Source organism: Kribbella sp. NPDC026611, assembly GCF_040638345.1.
GTDB lineage: Bacteria > Actinomycetota > Actinomycetes > Propionibacteriales > Kribbellaceae > Kribbella.
In genome coordinates, this window is sequence record NZ_JBEZYC010000004.1 from 375311 (window position 1) to 394969 (window position 19659).

General features: G+C 68.9%; 22 protein-coding genes and 1 pseudogene. 14 read left to right on the forward strand and 9 right to left on the reverse strand.

Annotation, left to right across the window (positions count from 1 at the left end; translation table 11 throughout):
- Positions 1 to 3 precede the first annotated feature (3 nt).
- The 3 genes from AB0E69_RS18875 to AB0E69_RS18885 all read right to left on the reverse strand — a co-directional run bounded on the left by AB0E69_RS18875 (position 4) and on the right by AB0E69_RS18885 (position 2944).
- Positions 4 to 876, reverse strand: a complete 873-nt coding sequence (locus AB0E69_RS18875) for a GNAT family N-acetyltransferase (RefSeq protein ID WP_360146979.1) — start codon at positions 874 to 876, stop codon at positions 4 to 6.
- A 66-nt stretch (positions 877 to 942) separates the two neighbouring features.
- Positions 943 to 2157 carry a phosphoserine phosphatase SerB gene (gene serB, locus AB0E69_RS18880; protein WP_360146982.1) on the reverse strand — a complete coding sequence of 405 codons (1215 nt, stop codon included), beginning with the start codon at positions 2155 to 2157 and terminating at the stop codon, positions 943 to 945.
- A 52-nt stretch (positions 2158 to 2209) separates the two neighbouring features.
- A complete protein-coding gene (locus tag AB0E69_RS18885; RefSeq protein WP_360146985.1) occupies positions 2210 to 2944 on the reverse strand; it encodes a hypothetical protein in 735 nt (244 codons plus the stop codon).
- A gap of 61 nt (positions 2945 to 3005) precedes the next feature.
- On the opposite strand from AB0E69_RS18885, the gene AB0E69_RS18890 reads away from it, so the two are divergent.
- From AB0E69_RS18890 to AB0E69_RS18910, 5 genes are all read left to right on the forward strand, one after another.
- Positions 3006 to 3788, forward strand: a complete 783-nt coding sequence (locus AB0E69_RS18890) for an ABC transporter ATP-binding protein (protein WP_360146988.1) — start codon at positions 3006 to 3008, stop codon at positions 3786 to 3788.
- 71 nt (positions 3789 to 3859) lie between these two features.
- Positions 3860 to 4384, forward strand: a complete 525-nt coding sequence (locus AB0E69_RS18895) for an NfeD family protein (RefSeq protein ID WP_360146991.1) — start codon at positions 3860 to 3862, stop codon at positions 4382 to 4384.
- Between the two features lie 161 nt (positions 4385 to 4545).
- Positions 4546 to 5700: an SPFH domain-containing protein gene (locus AB0E69_RS18900; RefSeq protein ID WP_360146994.1), complete on the forward strand. Its 1155-nt coding sequence runs from the start codon at positions 4546 to 4548 to the stop codon at positions 5698 to 5700.
- 107 nt (positions 5701 to 5807) lie between these two features.
- Positions 5808 to 6554, forward strand: a complete 747-nt coding sequence (locus AB0E69_RS18905; RefSeq protein WP_360146997.1) for a sulfite exporter TauE/SafE family protein — start codon at positions 5808 to 5810, stop codon at positions 6552 to 6554.
- A 228-nt stretch (positions 6555 to 6782) separates the two neighbouring features.
- Entirely contained in the window at positions 6783 to 7103 is a 321-nt protein-coding gene (locus tag AB0E69_RS18910) for a transposase family protein (RefSeq protein WP_360147000.1), read from the forward strand.
- On the opposite strand, the gene AB0E69_RS18915 is transcribed toward AB0E69_RS18910, so the two are convergent.
- Entirely contained in the window at positions 7065 to 7760 is a 696-nt protein-coding gene (locus tag AB0E69_RS18915) for a TetR/AcrR family transcriptional regulator (protein WP_360147003.1), read from the reverse strand. The two genes, AB0E69_RS18910 and AB0E69_RS18915, sit on opposite strands and share 39 nt — an antisense overlap.
- Positions 7761 to 7810: 50 nt before the next feature.
- Between AB0E69_RS18915 and AB0E69_RS18920 the strand changes: the two genes are divergently transcribed.
- Positions 7811 to 8764: an NADPH:quinone oxidoreductase family protein gene (locus tag AB0E69_RS18920; protein WP_360147006.1), complete on the forward strand. Its 954-nt coding sequence runs from the start codon at positions 7811 to 7813 to the stop codon at positions 8762 to 8764.
- Between the two features lie 26 nt (positions 8765 to 8790).
- The gene (locus AB0E69_RS18925) at positions 8791 to 9225 is read left to right on the forward strand and encodes an organic hydroperoxide resistance protein (RefSeq protein WP_360147009.1); all 435 of its coding nucleotides are present in this window, start codon (positions 8791 to 8793) and stop codon (positions 9223 to 9225) included.
- A 227-nt stretch (positions 9226 to 9452) separates the two neighbouring features.
- Here the strand turns inward: AB0E69_RS18925 and AB0E69_RS18930 are convergent, their stop codons facing one another.
- From AB0E69_RS18930 to AB0E69_RS18950, 5 genes are all read right to left on the reverse strand, one after another.
- Positions 9453 to 10274, reverse strand: a complete 822-nt coding sequence (locus tag AB0E69_RS18930) for a helix-turn-helix transcriptional regulator (RefSeq protein ID WP_360148510.1) — start codon at positions 10272 to 10274, stop codon at positions 9453 to 9455.
- A gap of 99 nt (positions 10275 to 10373) precedes the next feature.
- Positions 10374 to 11462 carry an NAD(P)/FAD-dependent oxidoreductase gene (locus tag AB0E69_RS18935; RefSeq protein ID WP_360147012.1) on the reverse strand — a complete coding sequence of 363 codons (1089 nt, stop codon included), beginning with the start codon at positions 11460 to 11462 and terminating at the stop codon, positions 10374 to 10376.
- 78 nt (positions 11463 to 11540) lie between these two features.
- Complete coding sequence (locus tag AB0E69_RS18940; protein ID WP_360147015.1) at positions 11541 to 13088, reverse strand: LuxR C-terminal-related transcriptional regulator; 1548 nt, start codon at positions 13086 to 13088, stop codon at positions 11541 to 11543.
- Positions 13089 to 13619 (reverse strand): YbaK/EbsC family protein, encoded by a 531-nt coding sequence (locus AB0E69_RS18945; RefSeq protein WP_360147018.1) that lies wholly within the window; start codon positions 13617 to 13619, stop codon positions 13089 to 13091.
- Positions 13616 to 13924 carry a GNAT family N-acetyltransferase gene (locus AB0E69_RS18950; protein ID WP_360147021.1) on the reverse strand — a complete coding sequence of 103 codons (309 nt, stop codon included), beginning with the start codon at positions 13922 to 13924 and terminating at the stop codon, positions 13616 to 13618. The genes AB0E69_RS18945 and AB0E69_RS18950 overlap by 4 nt, the downstream gene beginning before the upstream one ends.
- A gap of 96 nt (positions 13925 to 14020) precedes the next feature.
- On the opposite strand from AB0E69_RS18950, the gene AB0E69_RS18955 reads away from it, so the two are divergent.
- The 7 genes and pseudogenes from AB0E69_RS18955 to AB0E69_RS18985 all read left to right on the forward strand — a co-directional run bounded on the left by AB0E69_RS18955 (position 14021) and on the right by AB0E69_RS18985 (position 19650).
- Positions 14021 to 15565, forward strand: coding sequence for an MFS transporter (locus tag AB0E69_RS18955; RefSeq protein WP_360147025.1), 1545 nt, complete (start codon positions 14021 to 14023; stop codon positions 15563 to 15565).
- 19 nt (positions 15566 to 15584) lie between these two features.
- Positions 15585 to 17036, forward strand: coding sequence for a cobyric acid synthase (locus AB0E69_RS18960; protein WP_360147028.1), 1452 nt, complete (start codon positions 15585 to 15587; stop codon positions 17034 to 17036).
- On the forward strand, positions 17033 to 17596 hold the full coding sequence (locus AB0E69_RS18965) for a DinB family protein (RefSeq protein ID WP_360147031.1): 564 nt from the start codon (positions 17033 to 17035) through the stop codon (positions 17594 to 17596). The genes AB0E69_RS18960 and AB0E69_RS18965 overlap by 4 nt, the downstream gene beginning before the upstream one ends.
- 55 nt (positions 17597 to 17651) lie before the next feature.
- A pseudogene (locus AB0E69_RS18970) lies at positions 17652 to 18005 on the forward strand (sigma factor); the annotation flags it as partial.
- A 137-nt stretch (positions 18006 to 18142) separates the two neighbouring features.
- Entirely contained in the window at positions 18143 to 18523 is a 381-nt protein-coding gene (locus AB0E69_RS18975) for a hypothetical protein (protein ID WP_360148542.1), read from the forward strand.
- Positions 18524 to 18538: 15 nt separating this feature from the next.
- Entirely contained in the window at positions 18539 to 19264 is a 726-nt protein-coding gene (locus AB0E69_RS18980; RefSeq protein ID WP_360147034.1) for an SDR family oxidoreductase, read from the forward strand.
- Positions 19261 to 19650, forward strand: a complete 390-nt coding sequence (locus tag AB0E69_RS18985; protein ID WP_360147037.1) for a hypothetical protein — start codon at positions 19261 to 19263, stop codon at positions 19648 to 19650. Before AB0E69_RS18980 ends, AB0E69_RS18985 begins: the two co-directional genes overlap by 4 nt.
- The last annotated feature ends 9 nt before the right edge of the window (positions 19651 to 19659 follow it).

The window sequence follows — 19659 nt, forward strand, 5'->3', positions numbered from 1 at the left end:
TCGTCACAGCTCTCGCCGGTACACCGTGGTACTGCGGCGGACGCGCATGCCCAGGTGTTCGTACATGGCCAGGGCGCCGGTGCCGGAGTGCGTCCAGAGGATGCAGGTGGTTTTGGCCAGCTCGGCGAAGTTGGCGCAGGTCTGGTCGAGCATGGCGCGGGCCACGCCGCGGCGGCGGTGGTCGGAGCGGACGGCGAGTTGCTCGACGTAGCCCTCGTCGCCGTCGAGTGCGATGATCGCGCCGATCAGTTCGTCCCCGTCGTAAGCCAGGGTCGACGCGGACGGCAGGAACGTCGACCGGGAGATCGTGAGCTCGGCCCACTCCTCGAAGGACTTGTGCCGCTGCTGGAATTCGCCGAACGCGTCCTCGATCAGGCGATGCACCTCGGCCGACCGAGCCTCGTCGTACCCGGTCAGCCGGATCCCTTCAGGAACGGCGAAAGGTGCGTTGCTGATTGGTCGCTCCAACAACCAGTTCGTTGCCAGCACCTCGTACCCGCGGCCCCGCAGCAACGCCGTCCCGGCAACGTCGGCGTCGTCGACCGTCTGCGCGATCCAGGGGCTGCCGTACTCCCGGGCCCGTTCCTCGGCCCAGTCGAGCAGCCGCGCCCCGATCCCTTGTCCCCGGTACGACGGCCGTACGTCGATCTGCGCGCGCCGCCCGTCGTGCAGCCAGGCCCAGCCGGCCAGCTCGCCGTCCGGTGTCTCGACGACCAGCGTGTCCCGGTCGAGCTTGATCAGCGGCCGACGGAGGTCCGCGGCGACCCCGTCCGGGACGACCTCGGCGTGCCCGTGCCACTCCAGCTCCGCGGCGGCGATCATCCGGTAGATCGCGTCCGCGTCACCCGTCGTCGCGGGTCTGGTCCGGAACTCCATGACCAGATAGTGCCGCATTCCACCCGGTGGACGGGGGAGGTTGCCACTTGCTGCAGCGCCGGCGGATCAGGCCGGGTTGTCGGCGTCGGCCGTCTCGACTTCCTCGCGGGTGATGCCGAGCAGATACAGGATCGTGTCCAGGTACGGCACGCTGAGGTGGGTGTCCGCGGCGTCGCGCACCACCGGCTTGGCGTTGAACGCGACCCCGAGACCGGCCGCGGCCAGCATGTCGAGATCGTTGGCGCCGTCACCGATCGCGACCGTCTGGGACAGCGGCGTCCCGGACCGGCGAGCGAACTCGCGCAACGCGGCCGCCTTGCCGGCCCGGTCGACGATCTCGCCGACCACCCGGCCGGTGAGCTTGCCGTCGGCGATCTCGAGCTCGTTGGCCTGGGCGTAGTCGATGCCGAGCTCGGCCGCGAGCTGGTCGGTGATCTGGCTGAACCCGCCGCTGACGATCGCGAACTGGTACCCGAGCCGCTTCAGGGTGCGGACCATCGTCCGCGCACCGGGCGCGAGCTCGATCGCGGCGTACACCTCGTCGAGCGCCGAGACCGGCAGGCCTTCCAGCGCGGCGACCCGGTGCCGGAGCGACTCCTCGAAGTCGAGCTCGCCGCGCATCGCCTGCTCGGTGACGGCCGCGACCTCCGCGCGCCGGCCGGCGTGCTCGGCCAGCATCTCGATCACCTCGCCCTGGATCAGCGTCGAGTCGACGTCCATCACGATCAGCCGCTTGGCCCGCCGGTACAGCCCGCCGTCCTGGACCGCGACGTCCAGGTGCTGCTCGACGCCTTCCTGGGCGAGGACCTTGCGCAGCGTCATCGGCTCGGCGCCGGAGACCGCGATCTCCATCGCGGTGACCGGGTAGCGGGCCATCCGGCTGATCCGGTCGATGTTCGCGCCGGTGTCGGCGATCCGGCCGGCGATCGCGGCCAGCCCGGCCGCGGTCAGCGGGTGCCCGATCACGGTCACCTGGCTGCGGCCCTTGCGGCGGGGTTCGTTGTCGCCGACACCCTTCTTCACCGAGATGTCGATGTCGAGGACGTTCGCGAGCGCCTTGAGCTCTTCCTTGAGATTCTTGTGGTCGCGCGGCGCGGACAGGAGTACGCCAAGGATGAGCCGGCCGCGGAGCACGACCTGCTCGGCGTCGATCACCTCGAGCCCGCGGGTGGCGACCGTGGCGAGGATCGCGGAGGTCAGCCCGGGCCGGTCCGTACCGGTCAACGTCACCAGCAGTGTCGGCCGCTCGGCCGACGTCTCAACCTCACCGAGATCCGTCATGTCAGCACAACGCTACATATCTGAGATGACAGTCCGGCATCCGGTCCATATCTCAGGCATGAACCGGCGGTGCGCAGGCCGCGACGAGTGCCCGCCGCGCGGCGGCCGCGAGCCCGAGCAACGCGCGCCGCCGGGCATCCGCCTCGGCACCGGTCACCGCTGCGCCGTCGTCCTCGAGCGCCGCGTCGGCGATCGCCAGGCAGCGCCGGGCCGTCGCGGCCGTCTTCACCGCGCGGGGTTCGTAGCCCGGAGCAAGGTCGTCGCCGCGTGCGGAACCGATCTTCCGGATGTCGATCAGCGCCTCCGCGACCTCCGGCTTCCAGCGCGCGACATCGAGCGCGGCCAGCGATTCCGCCGCCTCGATCAGTGCCATCCGCAGGCCGCGATCCGCCTCGCCGAAGTCGGCCGGCAGCGGCGGTGCCGCCGGCAGCACGCTCCACTGCACGGCCGGCCCGACGTACGACGGAACGAGCCCGAGCTCGGGCCCCGTGAGTACGACCGCCTCGCCGGTCTCCAGCGCCGCCTCGTTGAACGCGGGTGGTCCGGCCAGGCCGATCGGGTCACCCGGGACGGGCAGCGCGAGGTGCGCCTGCGTCGTACCCGCGGCGCGGAGCAGGTTGAGGGCGACCGGCAGGGTGGCCGGCTCGGGGTGCCCGGCCAGCCCGGAGACGTGGTGACCGACGTCGGTACCGAGGATCTTCGCCGCGGCCGTGTCCGGGTCGCAGGCGCCGGTCAGCATCGCGTTCGTCCACACCGTGAACCGGACGGAGGCGGAGGTCGTCAGCACGCCCGCGATTCTCGCACCACCCGGGGACAGCGTGCCGACGGCCACCCCTTAGGTTTTGAGCATGACTGCAGTGGTGGAGCTTGCCGGGGTGTCGATCGTGCGTGGTGGCGCACTCCTGCTGGACGGGGTCGACTGGACCATCGACGAGGCCGACCGCTGGGTCGTGATCGGCCCCAACGGCGCCGGCAAGACGACGCTGCTGCAGATCCTGGCCGCGCAGATGCACCCGACCACCGGCGTCGCCGGGCTGCTCGGCGAGGTGCTCGGTGCGATCGACGTGTTCGAGCTGCGCCCGCGGATCGGACTGACCAGTGCCGCGCTGGCCGACCGGCTGCCGAGGGCCGAGCGGGTCTCGGACGTCGTGGTGTCGGCGTCGTACGCCGTGCTCGGCCGCTGGCGCGAGGAGTACGACGAGCTGGACCACCAGCGCGCCAAGGAACTGCTGGCCGAGCTGGGCATCGCGCACCTCGCGGACCGGACGTTCGGCACGCTGTCCGAGGGGGAGCGGAAGCGGGTGCAGATCGCCCGCGCGCTGATGACCGACCCCGAGCTGATGCTGATGGACGAGCCCGCGGCCGGTCTCGACCTGACCGGACGCGAGCAGCTGGTGCGCTCGCTGAGCGCGATCGCGACGGCGGTCGGCGCGCCCTCGATGGTCCTGGTCACCCACCACGTCGAGGAGATCCCGCCCGGCTTCACCCACGCCCTGCTGCTCAAGCAGGGCCGGGTCGTCTCGGCCGGCCCGATCGACCAGGCCCTCACCGCCGAGACCCTCAGCGACACCTTCGACCTGGCCCTCTCCCTCCGCCAGGAGGACGGCAGGTACGCCGCCCGCGCCCTCTAACTAGGGATCCAAGCAACGCGGTGACGCGTCAGACATCTGCTCAACCACCCGAACGTGGATAGGCTTGGGAAATGATGGACTGGCTGCGGGACAACATGTGGGCGGCGTGGCTGACGATCGCCGCCGTCCTCGGGCTGGCCGAACTGGCATCGCTCGACTTCACGCTGCTGATGCTGGCCGCCGGTGCGCTCACCGCCGCCGGGGTGGCCGCGTTCCTGCCCGGACTGCTCTGGCTGCAGATCGTCATCGGGCTGATCACCGCCGGCGCGATGCTCGGCGCGATCCGTCCGCTGCTGGTGCGCAAGATGCACCACGGCGGGGAGCTGAAGACCGGTTCCGCGCATGTCATCGGCCGGACGGGCACCGTGGTCAAGGAGATCCACCCGGACGGCGGCGGCTCGATCCGGCTGAGCGGTGAGCTCTGGACCGCCCGCCCGTACGACGAGGTGTCGACGATCGCCCCGGGCACCCGGGTCGAGGTGATGTCGATCGACGGCGCGACGGCCGTCGTCTACCCGGTCGGCGACCCGCTCCACCACCAGTTCAACACGCCCGAAACGCCCGCGCCGAAGCCCACCGATCCGCCGCAGGCCTGACTGTTACCGAGCGGTTGTTGAGTGACACCGTGACAGCAGTACTGTCGAACTGAGGGACAACAGCACTTCGCCGCACGACGCGCCGGGAACCGGGAGGCGCCTGGCCCCGTCGATACGGAAGACTGTCCGTGCCTTTAGGGTTCCATCGAGTGGAGGGTCATGTGACCGCGTTCCTCGTAGTGCTGGCACTGGTTGCCTTGGTGGTGATCGTGACCTTGGTCAAGTCCGTCCGGGTGGTGCAGCAGCAGACCGTCGGCATCGTCGAGCGGTTCGGGAAGTTCAAGACCGGCCTGCAGCCGGGGCTGAACCTGCTGACCCCGTTCGTCGACAAGGTCCGCTACACCATCGACATGCGCGAGCAGGTCGTCGCGTTCCCGCCCCAGGGCGTCATCACCGAGGACAACCTGATGGTGTCGATCGACTCCGTCATCTACTTCCAGGTGAACGACCCGGTCCGGGCGACGTACGAGATCTCGAACTACATCCAGGCCATCGAGCAGCTGACCATGACGACGCTGCGAAACATCATCGGTGGCATGGATCTGGAGCAGACGCTGACGTCTCGCGAGGAGATCAACGAGAAGCTCCGCTACGTGCTGGACGAGGCGACCGGCAAGTGGGGCATCCGGGTGAACCGGGTCGAGCTCCGCTCGATCGACCCGCCGCCCTCGATCCAGGACTCGATGGAGAAGCAGATGCGCGCGGACCGCGACAAGCGCGCCGCGATCCTGACCGCGGAAGGTATGCGGCAGTCGGCCGTGCTGTCCGCCGAGGGCCAGAAGCAGTCCGCGATCCTCACCGCCGAAGGTGACAAGCAGTCCCGGATCCTCCGGGCCGAGGCCGAGCGGCAGGCGCGGATCCTGAAGGCGCAGGGTGAGGCGCAGGCCATCACCACGGTCTTCAACGCGATCCACGCCGGCAAGCCGGACCAGGGTCTGCTCGCGTACCAGTACCTGCAGATGCTGCCGTCGATCGCCCAGGGCGACGCGAACAAGCTGTGGATCGTGCCGAGCGAGATCGGCGACGCCCTCAAGGGTCTGGGCAGCGCGGTCGGCCAGGTGGCCGGTATCGCGCAGAAGGCCGAGGGGGACTGGCACGCGCCGGAGCTGTCGAACGGCGAGGTCGCGGAGCTCGACTCGGCCGCGGCTCCGGCCGCGGTGGCCGAGGCCGACAACGCGGTGCGCGAGGCGATCGCTGCCGCCGAGTCCGCCGCGGTCAGCACCCGCAGCCAGGCCGCTGCTCCGAGCATCCCGGCGCCGGCGCAGGACTCGGCCCCGGCCGCCGAGCCGCCGGCCGCGGAGCCGCCGCAACGCTGAACCACCTCGAAAGGCCCTCCTGGAGCAACCCTCCGGGAGGGCCTTTTGTTGCTCAGGAAGTGGACCGACCTGCGCCTGACAAGTCAGGTGCGTAGAGTCGGTCAGCGATGACATGGTTCGAGGGGCTGTTCGTCCTGCTGGCGGGGATGGGCGCAGGCACGATCAACGCCGTGGTGGGTTCGGGCACACTCCTGACGTTCCCCGCCTTGCTTGCCGTCGGCATCCCGCCGGTGCTCGCCAACGTGACCAATACCGTTGGTCTCGCCCCCGGTACGGCGGCCGGCGCGATCGGCTACCGGCGCGAGCTCGAGGGCCAGCGCGGCCGGATGCTCCGGCTGATCCCGGCGTCCCTCGTCGGCGCGATCGTCGGCGCGGTTCTGCTGCTCACGCTGCCCGACTCCGCGTTCCACGCCGTCGTACCGGTGCTGATCCTGCTCGGCTGCCTGCTCGTCGCGTTCCAGCCGTGGTTGTCCCGGTGGATCAGCGTCCCGTCGCACGTGCACCGCGGCGCGTGGTGGGTGATCCCCGCGGTCTTCCTGACCGGTGTGTACGGCGGGTACTTCGGTGCCGCGCAAGGCGTGCTGCTGATGGCGATCCTCGGCCTCGGCCTGGACTCGAACCTGCAACGGATGAACGGTCTGAAGAACGTCCTCGCCACGGTCGTGAACACGGTCGCCGCGATCCTGTTCATCATCGTCCACGACATCGACTGGCTCGCCGCCGCCCTGATCGCCGTCGGCTCCACCATCGGCGGCTTCCTAGGCGCCCGCTACGGCCGCCGCCTCCCACCCATCGCCCTACGCGCCCTAATCGTCTGCATAGGCATCCTCGCCATCATCACAATGCTGTTCTGAGATTGAAGAAGAAGAGCAGAAAAAGAAAGAGGGCTATTCAGAAGTCCCGAGTACGCCTTCAAGGAAGAGATCAAAGAAAAGATCAGAGGAAAGAAGAGAGATTTAGAGTGGTGGCCGGCTTCGGCGACCGACTGGGAGATTAGCCACGCGACGCCAGCGTGTCAGAACGCACATCGGCCCACCGCAATAGAAGAATTGGAGTTTCGGCTTGTGTCGGCAGGTGGTGCTGTGCTGCTGTACCTACGACAGAACCTCAGTCAGACGGTCCTCGCGGACCTGTACGGGATCAGCCAGCCGACCGTGTCGCGGATCTACCGCCACTGTCCGGTACAAACGCAGCAAGTACCACGACCTCACCGACTACGAACAGACGGTCAACAAACACTCGGCTGGCGGCTTCTGAATAACCCTCAAAGAGATTTAGAGTGGTGGCTGGCCGAACAGTCAAACCAGCAGCTGACCACTGAAGCCAGCCGCCACTCCAAATCCCTCTTCTTTCTTGGTCTTTCCTTAAATCTCTTCCTCGAAGACCTCACCCGGGACTTCTGAATAGCCCTCTTCTTCTTTGTTCTTTGTGAGGCCCGCCAGTAGCAGGTCCAGGCCGTAGTTGAACTGGTCGTTGCCGCCGGTGGTGCGGGCTAGTTCCGGGGCCAGCTCGACGACGGTGGGGAAGTCTCGGGCGGACAGCGACTCCATCGACGTCCGCAGGCGGCGCCACGCCTCGGGGTCTCGGCGCTCGGCGGCCATCTGGATCTCCCAGGTGGTGGCCCCGAGCACGTACGTGAAGAGCGTGGTGTGGGTCCGGGCTGCCGTCTCCGGGTCGAAGCCCGCCGAGCGCAGCACGCCGAGCAGCCCCTCCGCGACCCGGGCGGTCTCGTGGCCGCTCAACGGCCGGCTCGCCAGTAGTTGCGCCAGGCAAGGATGCTGGAGCATCAGCAGCCGGAGGGACCGGCAGACGGCGCGGACCTGGTCCGGCCACGCGGCGTCGGCGGGCACGGCGGGCAGCAGACCCATCAGGTGGTCGCGGACCGCGTCGTACAGGTCGTCCTTGTTCCGGAAGTAGGTGTAGAGCGCCATCGGGCCGACCCCGAGCTCGGCCGCGACCCCGCGCAGGCTGAAGGCGTCGGTGCCCTTCGACTCCATCAACTCCAGCGCCGTCCGCACGATCAGGTCGGCGCTGAGCGTGTTCCGCGGTGTCCGCGCCATGTGACCCAGCTCCCTTCGCAGTTCCTAACGTACAGTGTATAGTACGGTGTATGCGAGCCATTCAGATCACCGAGTTCGGCGGACCCGAGGTCCTGACGGTCAGCGACGTGGCGGAGCCGGTTCCCGGCGACGGCCAGGCCCTGATCGCGGTCGACCGGGCCGGTATCAACTACGCGGACACCCACCAGGTCGAGAACAGCTACCTCTCCAAGGCTGAGCTCCCGCTGATCCCCGGCGGTGAGGTCGTCGGCCGGACCGCGGACGGGCGCCGGGTGGTCGCGCTGGTGGGCGCGGGTGGGTACGCCGAGAAGGCGCTCATCTACCCGACCCGCGCCTGGGACGTGCCGGACGCCGTCACCGACGGCCAGGCGCTCGCGCTCATCGTGCAGGGCACCACGGCCTGGTACATGCTGAAGCACTCTGCGCACCTGCAGGCCGGTGAATCCGTCCTGGTCCACGCCGGTGCCGGTGGCGTCGGCCACCTCTCGATCCAGCTCGCGAAGCTGTGGGGCGCCGGCCGTGTGATCGCGACGGCATCGTCGGAGGAGAAGCGGAAGCAGACCCTCGAGCTCGGCGCCGACGTCGCGATCGACGGTACGCCGGAGGGTCTCAAGGACCGCATCCTCGAAGCGAACGGCGGCAAGCCGGTCGACATCGTGCTGGAGATGGTCGGCGGCCCGACCTTCGACGAGTCGTTCGCCGCGCTCGCGCCGTTCGGCCGGCTGGTCACCTTCGGTGCGGCGTCCCGGCAGGCCGCCAAGCCGCTCGAGCCCGCTCGGCTGATGAAGGGTTCGAAGACGGTCGCCGGGTTCTGGCTGGTCGACTGCCTCCGCGACCCGCAACAGTTCGGCACGGCGCTGGCGGAGCTGTTCGAGCTGACCGCGAGCGGCAAGCTCCGCCCGATCGTCGGTGGGGACTACGCGCTCTCCGACGCCACCACGGCACACCAGGACATGCGGGACCGCAAGACCATCGGCAAGCTGCTGCTCGACCCCTCCCGCTGAACAACATTTCCCTCCCAGGAGACAAGATGACGATTGCAGTAGAGAAGGTTCTGTACACCGCCCGAGCGACCGCCGACGGCGGCCGGGACGGCAAGGTCGCGACCAGCGACGGCAAGCTCGCCGTCACCGTCGCGCCGCCGGTCGAGATGGGTGGCAACGGCAACGGCACCAACCCCGAGCAGCTGTTCGCCGCCGGCTACGCAGCCTGCTTCCACAGCGCACTCAAGCTGGTCGCGCGCAAGGCGCGCCAGGACGCCGACGGCTCGACCGTCACCGCCGAGGTCGGCATCGGCCCGATCAACGGCGGCGCCGGCTACGGCCTCGAGGTCGAGCTCGTGGTCAGCCTGCCCGGTGTCGGCGACCGCGCGGCGGCCGAGGACTTGGTCGCCAAGGCGCACGAGGTCTGCCCGTACTCCAACGCCACCCGCGGCAACATCAAGGTCGACCTCAAGGTCGCCTGAACCACCCATCCCGCTCCACAACGCCCGGCACCCCACACACCGCGCATCACCCCGCACCCGGCAACCACCCGCACTCCCGGCACCCCCACCGCCCGCCCGCCGTTCCCACACCAGGGGATCACCCCGCCAGTTGAGGGTTCTCCCCTCTCACACCAACGGAGAACCCTCAAGTCGAAGGGATATCCCCTCGTGTGGGCTGGGGGGGTTGGCCGGGGTGGCGGGGTGCGCTAGAGCCGGCCGAGGGCCTCTTTCAGGAGGCTCTCGGTCTGTGACACCGGCGCGGCCGCGATGGTCAGCGCCTCCATGATCGCGACGTACTCGTCGACCTCTTCGAGCTTGTCGAGGTACAGCGCGCTGGTCGCGTGCTCGATGTAGACGATGTCCGGCAGGTCGCCCTCCGGGAACCGGAGGATGCTGAACGCGCCGCCGGCTCCGGGGTAGCCGACGCTGCTGAACGGCATCACCTGCAGCGTGATGTTCGGCTGCTCGGCCCACATCATCAGGTGCTCGAGCTGTGCCCGCATCACTTTCTCGCCGCCGACCGAGCGGTGCAGGACGGACTCGTCGATCACCACCCAGAGCCGGACCGGGTTGGCCCGGTTCAGGATCTGTTGCCGGGTCACCCGAAGTGCGACCCGCTGGTCCACCTCGGTCGCCGGCAGGTACGTGTTGCCGAGCTGGACCACGGCCCGGGCGTAGTCCTCGGTCTGCAGCAGCCCGGGCACGAACATCAGCTCGTACGTCCGGATCAGCTGCGCGGCGACCTCGAGGCCGACGTAGTTGGTGAACCAGCTCGGCATCACATCGCCGTACCGCGACCACCAGCCCGGGTTGTTCGCGGCCCGGGCCAGCTCCATCAAGCGGTACCGCTCGGTCTCGTCGGCCAGCCCGTAGAGCTCGAGCAGGTCGCTGACGTCGCGCTCCTTGAACCCGACCCGGCCGAGCTCCATCCGGCTGACCTTGCTCTCGGACGCCCGGATCTGCCAGCCCGCGTCGGCGCGACTGATCCCGGCGGATTCACGCATCCGCCGCAGTTGTCCGCCGAGCATGATCCGGAGGGCGGTCGGACCACCATCGCCGCCACTCACCGTCACCTGCTCACTCACCCCGCCCCGCACCCAGCCACTCACCCATTTCAGCCCGAAACGCTACCCGCTGTCCACGGCAACTGGCCGATCGGCACTCCGGGATCTGCGATTCGATACCTTTCGGACCAGATATCGGGCGTCCTGGGCCACTCCCTGGATGCTCGCGGACGCGATCGAGTACTGGAAGTCGAGTCCGAGGAAGCTTAGCCCCGGGACGTCGGGCGACACTCCGCGATCGTGCCGCGGTCGCCCGTCGGCGCCGAAGACGGGCAGATCGATCCAGCTGTGGTCCGGACCGGAACCGGTCGACCAGACCACGGTCGAGACGTCCTCGAGCGGGACGCCGTCCACGGTCGGCTGCCCGTTGCGTACGCCGTCGACCCGGCCGACCCGCTCGATGCCGGCTGCATCGAGGTCCGCGAGCTTGTTGCGGGTCAGCGGGAGGCCGTTCTGCTCGGCGTTGGCGATCGCCTTGCGGCCCATCGACGTACGGCGGGTGAGGACCTTGCGGAACAGGAACATGATGATCGGCGTGAACAGGTGCCCGACGGTCGAGTCGATGTCGACCGGGACCTGACCCGGATGCCGGCCGGCGAGCATGGTGCGATGGGTTTTCGCTGCCTCCAAAGCGATGTCGGTCCCGGAGTTGGCCGCGCCGACCACCAGCACGGTGCCGTCGGTGAACTGACCCGGGTTGCGGTAGTCCAGCGAATGCAGTTGCACGATGGCGGGGTCGAGCTCGTCGGCGAACGCCGGCCGGCGCGGCTTCGAATGCATGCCAGTAGCAACGATCACCTGCTCGGCGCGCCAATCGCCGGCCGTCGTCTCCACCAGGAAGCCGTCGTCGTCGCGGGACAACCGAGTCACCCGTACGCCGGTCCGCACCGGCAGCTCGTGGTGGGCGGCGTACCGGTCGAGGTAGTCGCCCATCTCGTCCCGGGTCGGGCAGTCCTGCGTGCCGATCCGCAGCCCCGGCAGGCTCGCGTACCGCGGCCGGCTGAAGAGGCGGAGCGCGTCGTACCGCTCCCGCCAGCAGTCACCGACGCGCTCGTGCGCGTCAAGGATGACGAAGTCCGCGCCCGCCTGGCGTAGGTAGTAGCCGGCCGCCAGCCCGGCTTGTCCCGCCCCGATCACCACAATCCCAACCATGACTTCAAGGTAGGCCGCTGCAGACACCGAGCACATCCACCGACCACGCCAACGTCGGTCGGCAGGCACTGGTCATTTCTACCCAGTCAGGTGGTGCTCATACGCGTACGCCGTCGCAGCGGCCCGGCTGGAGACACCGAGCTTCCCGAAGATGTTGCTGACGTGGCGGGCGACCGTGCGCTCGCTGAGGAACAGGCGCTCGGCCACTGCCCGGTTGGTGGCCCCGGTCGCCAGCAACTTCAGTACCTCGAGCTCCCGCGGACTCAGGCCGCTGTGATCCGACGCATCGAGCGCTGCCAGATCCGCCACGGCACCGAGCCGCTCGAACACGGCTCGGGCCCCGTCGAGCTCCATCTGTTCGGCATCGACGTCACCCAGCGCGCGACACGCCTGCCCGACCAGGAGGCGGGTGCGCGCACCTTCGTACGGCATCTCCAGCTGCTGCCACAACGTCCACGCCCGCCGTAGCAACGGGATCGCACCCTGCGCGTCCCCACAGGCCACCCGCACCGCGCCTTCGGAGTACGCCGCGAGCGCCCGCAGGTACGGCGAGTCAGCGCTAGCCAACTCGTTCAGCTCGGTGGCTGCCCTCCGGGCCATCTCCCGATCCCCGGAGTCGATCGCCAGCTCCACCTGGGCAGCTAGAAGCACCGGGCGATTCACGGGCGATCGCTCAGCAAGCGCACGTTCGATCCCCGCGATGGCAGCTCCGACCTGACCTTGCGCAGCCCGGAGACGAGCCAACCCCGGCTGCACATCCATCCCATCCGCAGCCGCGGTCTGGTACGCGCGTTCCGCCGCCTCATAGTGCCCGCGCTGCCGCTCGACCTCGCCCAGCCGGTACCAAGCCGAGCCGACCGTGCCAGGGGAAAGGCGCCGACAGGCATCCTCCGCAGCGCCCGCGGCCTCCGACCAGGCACCGCGCAGTTGCAGGATCTGAGCCCGATGTACCAGACAAGCACCGCGGTACGGCACCAGTCCCGCCTGGTCGTCACACCAGCCGGTCAACGCGGATGTCCACTCCTGCGCGCGCCGGATGTCGTACCGGTCCAGACACATCGCGATCACCGAGCAGTACGCCATACCGGTGACCTCTGGTCCGACCCGGCCACTGGTCACGTGCACCATCGCTTCGTCGAGCGCGGCAAGTGCCTCGGTGCCCCGGCCGAGCATCGCCAGGCAGCTCCCGCGGCCGAGGTTGGCCAGCGTGATGGTGTCCGGCGTGGTCGCCCACTGCAGGTTCTCCTCGAACAGGGGGAGTGCCGTGGCCGCGTCCCCGGAGTACATCCGCCCGGCAGCGTCGGCCATGGTGAGCAGCCCACGCAGCTGCTCGTCGCCGTCCGGCACCAGGCGTACGATCCGTGCCTGCCAGCCGGCGGCCCGGGCCAGCTCGCCTCGCTTCTGCAGATGGAACCCGAGCCAGAAGCCGCTGCGGATCGCCGCCACCACGTCACCGGCGGCAAGGTGCGCCTCATAGGCACGCTCGCGGTACGCCGCAACCTCGTCATCATGACCAAGGACGAAGGCGGCGACCGCCAGCCGATCCAGCTCGCTCGGCGGGAGCGGCGCGCGCCGGTCGGCCGCGGTCAGCTCCGCGTACTCCGACGGCCAGTCCCGCTGCTCCATCTAGTGCTGCGCCAGGTCCAACACTGTTGCCATGGGCAACTTCGCCAGGTCGTTGCCGTCGACGAGCAGCTTCGACCCGCGGATCCCGCTGCCGATCACCACCGGCCCGGCCTTGACGACAGCCTCGTCGACCAGCACCGGCCAGTCCGCGGGCAGCCCGATCGGCGTGATCCCGCCGTACTCCATGCCGGTCGAGGCGACCGCGTCGTCCTGCGCGGCGAACGAGATCTTCCGGACGCCCAGGTGCTTACGGATCACGGTGTTGACGTCCGCCCGGTCGGTGGCCAGCACCAGCACCGCGGCGTACGACTCCTCGCCGGCACGCTTGCCGAGCACGATCACGCAGTTCGCCGAGGCGGCCATCGGTACGTCGTACTCCGCGCAGAAGGCCGCGGTGTCCGCGAGGTCCGGGTCGATCGCAACGGCGTACGCCGGGAGGTCACCGAGAGTGTCGCGGACCGGCGCCGCCAGCAGCTCCGGTACGTCGGCGGCGGGCTGCCACTCCAGCTTGCCGAGGACCGGCGCCGTCACTGTGCGTCCTGCTCGTGGTGCTTGACCAGGTCGGCGTACTCCGTGTGCTCTTCGAGGAAGCTCTGGTAGAACGGGCAGGCTGGCTTGACCCGGAGGCCGAGCGCCCGCGCGTCGTCGAGCGACTTGGTGGCGATCCTGCCCGCCACACCGTGGCCGCGGTAGTCCGGCAGCGTCTCGGCGTGGATGAAGGTGATGACGCCCGGGTACAACCGGTAGTCGACGAATCCCATCAGGTTGCCTTCGGCGTCGTGCGCCTCGTACCGGCTGTGGTCCTTGGCGTCCACCACGCTGATCTCGTTCTCCATGCGGCCACTGTAACCACCGCTCGTCATGACCCAGGGTTTGAGGTTCGTCACCCCCTGGGTACGGGCCTTGGAGGTCCACTGAGGGAGGAGCAACGGATGAGCGAGCACGCGCTGGAACACGGACGGGCGATCCCGAGTCTGGTGCCGGCCAGGATGGATCGGCTGCCCTGGACACGGTTCCACTGGATGATCGTCGTCGGTCTCGGGGTGTCCTGGATCCTCGACGGTCTGGAGATCCAGCTGGTCTCCCTGGTCGGCAACGTCCTGAAGGAACCGCAGACCTTGCACCTGACCACGTCCGAGGTCGGGCTGATGGCGTCGATCTACCTGGCCGGTGAGGTGGTCGGAGCACTCGTGTTCGGCCGCCTGACCGACAAGTTGGGCCGGCGCAGCCTGTTCATCGTGACCTTGCTGGTCTACCTGATCGCCTCGGGTCTGGCCGGCCTGTCCTGGGACATCTGGTCGCTGCTGATCTTCCGGTTCGTCGCCGGAATGGGTATCGGCGGTGAGTACGCCGCGATCAACTCCGCGATCGACGAACTGATCCCGTCGAAGTACCGCGGCCGCGTCGACATCGGCGTGAACGGCACCTACTGGGCCGGCGCGCTGATCGGGTCCGCGGTCGGCCTGGTCTTCCTGAACAAGGACATCGTCCCGATCGAGTGGGGCTGGCGGCTGTGCTTCCTGATCGGCCCGGTGATGGGTCTCGTCATCATCTTCCTGCGCCGGCACATCCCGGAGAGCCCGCGCTGGCTGATGACGCACGGCCGGGTCGAGGAGGCCGAGCGGACCGTCGACGACATCGAGGAGACCGTCCGCCGGCAGGGTGGCGAGCTGCGGGCGGTCCGCGACGACGAGGCGATCCAGCTGATCGACTACCCGCCGGTGACCTACCGCGAGATCGCCCGGGTGATGCTGCGCGACTACCGCAGCCGGTCGTTCCTCGGCTTCTCGATGATGGTCACCCAGGCGTTCCTCTACAACGCGATCTTCTTCACCTACGCGCTGGTCCTGAAGGCGTACTTCGGGCTGAGCGACTCGAGTATCGCGATCTACTTCTTCCCGTTCGCGATCGGGAACCTGGCCGGTCCGCTGCTGCTCGGGCACTGGTTCGACACCATCGGCCGGCGCCGGATGATTCTCGCCACGTACTCCGTCTCGGCCGTGGTGCTGTTCGTCACCGCGCTGCTGTTCAACGCCGGGTCGCTGAACGCGGCCTCCCTGACCGGGCTGTGGTGCGTGGTGTTCTTCTTCGCCTCGGCGGGCGCGTCGTCGGCGTACCTGACGGTGAGCGAGATCTTCCCGATCGAGCTCCGCGGGCAGGCGATCTCGTTCTTCTTCGCGATCTCGCAGCTGACCGGCGGCGTGATCGCGCCGTACCTGTTCGCGTCGCTGATCGGATCGGGTGACCACCCGGCCCGCGGACCGCTGACCGTCGGTTACATCATCGGTGCGGGGATCATGCTGATCGGTGGGATCATCGCCTGGTTCTTCGGCGTCGACGCCGAGGGTCAGTCGCTGGAGAACATCGCCAAACCGCTGTCCGCCACCGGCGGCACTCGGTTCCAGGGCGCCAGTCCGCGGATCCCGAGCACCGACGTACCGCCGTACCGACGGCCTCAGGACGAGCCGCCTGAGTAGTGCCCTTTAGGGTGGTGCCGTGGGCTCACTCCTGATCGCCGGTACGACGTCCGACGCCGGGAAGACCACGGTCGTCACCGGGCTGTGCCGCTGGCTGTCCCGGCAGGGCGTGCGGGTGGCGCCGTACAAGGCGCAGAACATGTCGAACAACTCGATGGTCTGCGCCGACGGCACCGAGATCGGCCGGGCGCAGTGGATCCAGGCTGTCGCGGCCCGGGCTGAGCCCGAGGCCGCGATGAACCCGGTCCTGCTCAAACCGGGGAGCGACCGCCGGAGCCACGTAGTGCTGATGGGGGAGCCGTGGGGCGAGCTTTCGTCCCGCGGCTTCCTCACCGAGCGCGCCGAACTGGCCAAGGCGGCGTTCGCGGCGTACGACGATCTCGCCTCCCGGTACGACGTGGTGATCTGCGAGGGCGCGGGCAGCCCGACCGAGATCAACCTGCGCCGGTCGGACTACGTCAACCTGGGTCTCGCGCAGCACGCTCGGTGTCCGGTGATTGTGGTCGGCGATATCGATCGGGGCGGTGTCTTCGCGTCGATGTTCGGGACGATCGCGCTGCTCGACGCGGCTGATCAGGCGTTGGTGAGCGGGTTTCTGATCAACAAGTTCCGGGGTGAAGCCGATCTGTTGCAGCCGGGGATCGACATGCTGACCGGGGTCACAGGCCGGCCGACGTACGGCGTACTGCCGTGGTTGCCGGACCTCTGGCTCGACTCCGAGGACGCGTTGGACATCCCGTTGCGGCGGACCTCGTCGGCGGACGCGTTGACGATCGCGGTGGTGCGGTTCCCGCGGATCAGCAACTTCACCGACCTGGACGCACTGGCTGTCGAGCCCACCAACCACGTCTTCTTCACCACCAGCCCCACCGAGGTCCGCGACGCCGATCTGGTCGTCCTCCCCGGCTCCCGCGCGACGGTCTCCGACCTGGCCTGGCTCCGGACCCAAGGCCTGACCGAGGCCATCACTGCGCGGGCTCACCAAGGCAAACCAGTTCTGGGAATCTGTGGTGGGTACCAACTACTGGGATCATTCGTCCACGATCCAGACGGTATCGAGACCCGCGGCGATCACCCCGGACTGGGTTTGTTGCCGGTGGCCACTACCTTCCACCGGCAGAAGACATTGGCGCGCCCGGCGCCCACGGCGTACGAGATCCACCACGGGGTGGTGGACGTCGTGGGTGAGGCTGAGGACTTCCCGGGTGGATGCCGCGCCGGGAACGTCTGGGGCACGATCTGGCACGGGCTGCTCGACGACGACACCCGCCGGCACGCCTTCCTGCGCGAGATTGCGACCCTGACCGGCAAGCCCGCGCCGGACGGCACAGTGTCCTTCGCGGCCCTGCGCGAAGCCCGCCTGGACCGTCTGGCCGACCTGATCGACGAGTACGCCGACACCGCCGCGCTGCTGCGACTGATCGAAACCGGCGCCACGTCCGTCCCCTTCATCCCACCAGGAGCACCGTGAAGCTCGAGTTGCAGATGTACCTCCAGGAGACCCGCGGGCTGCTGCTCGCCAAGCTCGACGGCATCAGCGAGTACGACCGCCGCCGCCCGCTGGTCCCCTCCGGCACCAACCTGCTCGGGCTGGTCAAGCACCTGACCGGCATCGAGTACGTCTACCTCGGCACGAGCGTGGGCCGTCCACCGGCAAAGCAGCTGCCGTGGGAGGAGGACGGCTCGGTCTGGGGTGGTGCTGACATGTGGGCGCTCCCGTCTGAGTCGACGGAGTACCTCACGGACCTGTACCGCGCTGCCTGCGCGCACAGCGACGAGTCGATCGCCGAGCTCGAGCTGGACCACCCGGCCGAGGTCCCGCACTGGGCCGAGGGACAGCGCGGTACGACGTTCGGCGCGCTGCTGGTGCGGGCTGTCGACGAGACGGCCCACCACGCCGGCCACGCGGACATCGTGCGCGAGCTGATCGACGGCCAAGGCGGGAAAGACGCTGGTGCGCTGAGCGCCGACGAGTGGACCGAGCAGTACGCGAAGGTCCAGCGAGCGGCGGAGACCTTCCTGCCACACTGACCCCGTGGACGACTTCGAGCGCCTCCGCGGGCGGCTGTTCGGGATCGCCTACCGGATGACCGGTACGGCGACCGACGCCGAGGAGATCCTGCAGGATGCGTGGCTGCGCTGGCAGGACGCGGACCGCGCTTCGGTGCGCGACGTCGACGCGTATCTCGCGAAGATCGTCACGAACTTGTCGCTCAAGCAGCTCACCTCGGCCCGCGCCCGTCGCGAGACGTACGTGGGGGAGTGGATGCCGGAACCGGTGCTCACCGGCCTCCCCGACGGCCCTCTCGACCTCGCCACCGAGCGCGAGTCCGTGTCATTCGCACTGCTCCTGCTGCTCGAACGCCTCACGCCTGCCGAGCGAGCCGCCTACGTCCTCCACCAAGCCTTCGCCTACACCCACCGCGAGGTAGCCGATCTACTCAGCACCACAGAACCCAACGCCCGCCAACTGTCCTCCCGAGCCAGCCGACGCATCGCCACTCGCGAGCTCACACCCGCAGCGCATCCCCGCCGGACGCGGGGCAGCCGGTGGACCGGGCGGGGTGGCGGAAGGTCGTGGAGCACTTCTTTGCGGCGGCTCAGCAAGGCGAGCTGCGCGAGCTCGAGCAGTTGCTTGCCGCGGACGTGGTCTCCACGGCCGACGGTGGCGGCAAGGTCAACGCGGCCCGCAACCCGATCCACGGGCGCGAACGCGTCGCGCGGTACCTCATCGGCACGCTGCAGCGCTTCGGCGCTGGCATCACGCCGTACTTCGCCGAGTCCAACGGTGAACCCGCAGTGATTGCGATCGGCTCAGATGGCCTGGTCGCGATCTGCTTCTTCGACTTCGGCCCGGACGGCCTCCGCGACCTGTCCTTCGTGATGAACCCGGACAAACTCGCCTTCGCAGCGAACCAGCTGTTACAAATCGGAGGGCTACCGGATCAGAGCTGGTGACCGAAAGGACACCAGATGAAATCCATCCTCGTCACCGGCGGCACCGGCACCCTCGGCAGGCCGGCTGTCAAACAGCTCCGCGCAGCCGGCCACGAAGTCCGCATCCTCAGCCGCACACCCGGCCCGGACCGCGTCGTCGGCGACCTGAACGCTGGGACCGGCTTGGCCGCCGCTGCCGACGGCGTCGACGTGATCGTGCACCTTGCAACCAGCCAGGGCCGCCGCGATGTCGACCAGACCCGCCACCTGCTCAGCGTGGCGCCCAGCACGGCGCACGTCATCGCGATGTCGATCGCGGGTGTCGACCAGATCCCCCTGCCGTACTACCGGGCCAAGCTCGCGGCCGAGCGTGTCGTCGCCGAGTCCGGGGTGCCGTACACGATCCTGCGCGCGACGCAGTTCCACGACCTGATCGACCTGGTCTTCCGCGCCGAACGGTTCCTCCCGGCGCTGCTCGCTCCGACGATCACGCTCCAGCCGATCGCGGTCGAGGAGGTCGCCGTACGCCTCGCCGAGCTGGCCGCTCAACCCGCCGTCCAAGGCCGGGCACCCGACATCGGCGGCCCGGAGCGCCTGCCCGTGACCGAGCTGGCCAAGCTGTGGAAGCAGGCCAGAGGTGTACGCCGGCCAGTCGTTCCGCTGCGCCTCCCCGGCAAGATCTTCCGCGCCTTCGCACAGGGCAAGGCCACGGTCGACGGCCCGGAGTACGGGACCCTGACCTTCGCGGAGTACCTGGCATGAAGACCTATATCCGCGCGGTACTCATCGTCTTCGCCGCCTACGAGCTGATCCTCGGCCTCTGGCTGGCGATCGTGCCGAAGACGTTCTACGACCACGTCCCGACCGTCGACTGGACACCGCCGTACAGCGACCACCTGTTCCACGACTTCGGGCTCGCGTCGGTCGGGATCGGCATTGTGCTGACCGCGGCGGCGATCCGGCCCGAGCGGTATCTGACCGTCGTCGCGCTGCTCGCCTACCTCGCGTATGCGGCGCCGCACTTCGTCTTTCACCTCGGCCATCTGCAGAGCGAGCAGCCCGGCTGGTCGGCCGCGCTGGTGATCGTGCTCGCGCTCAGCGTCGCGTTTCCGCTGTCCGCGCTTGCCGGGGCGCGCAGGTTGGCTTGACGACCGTGA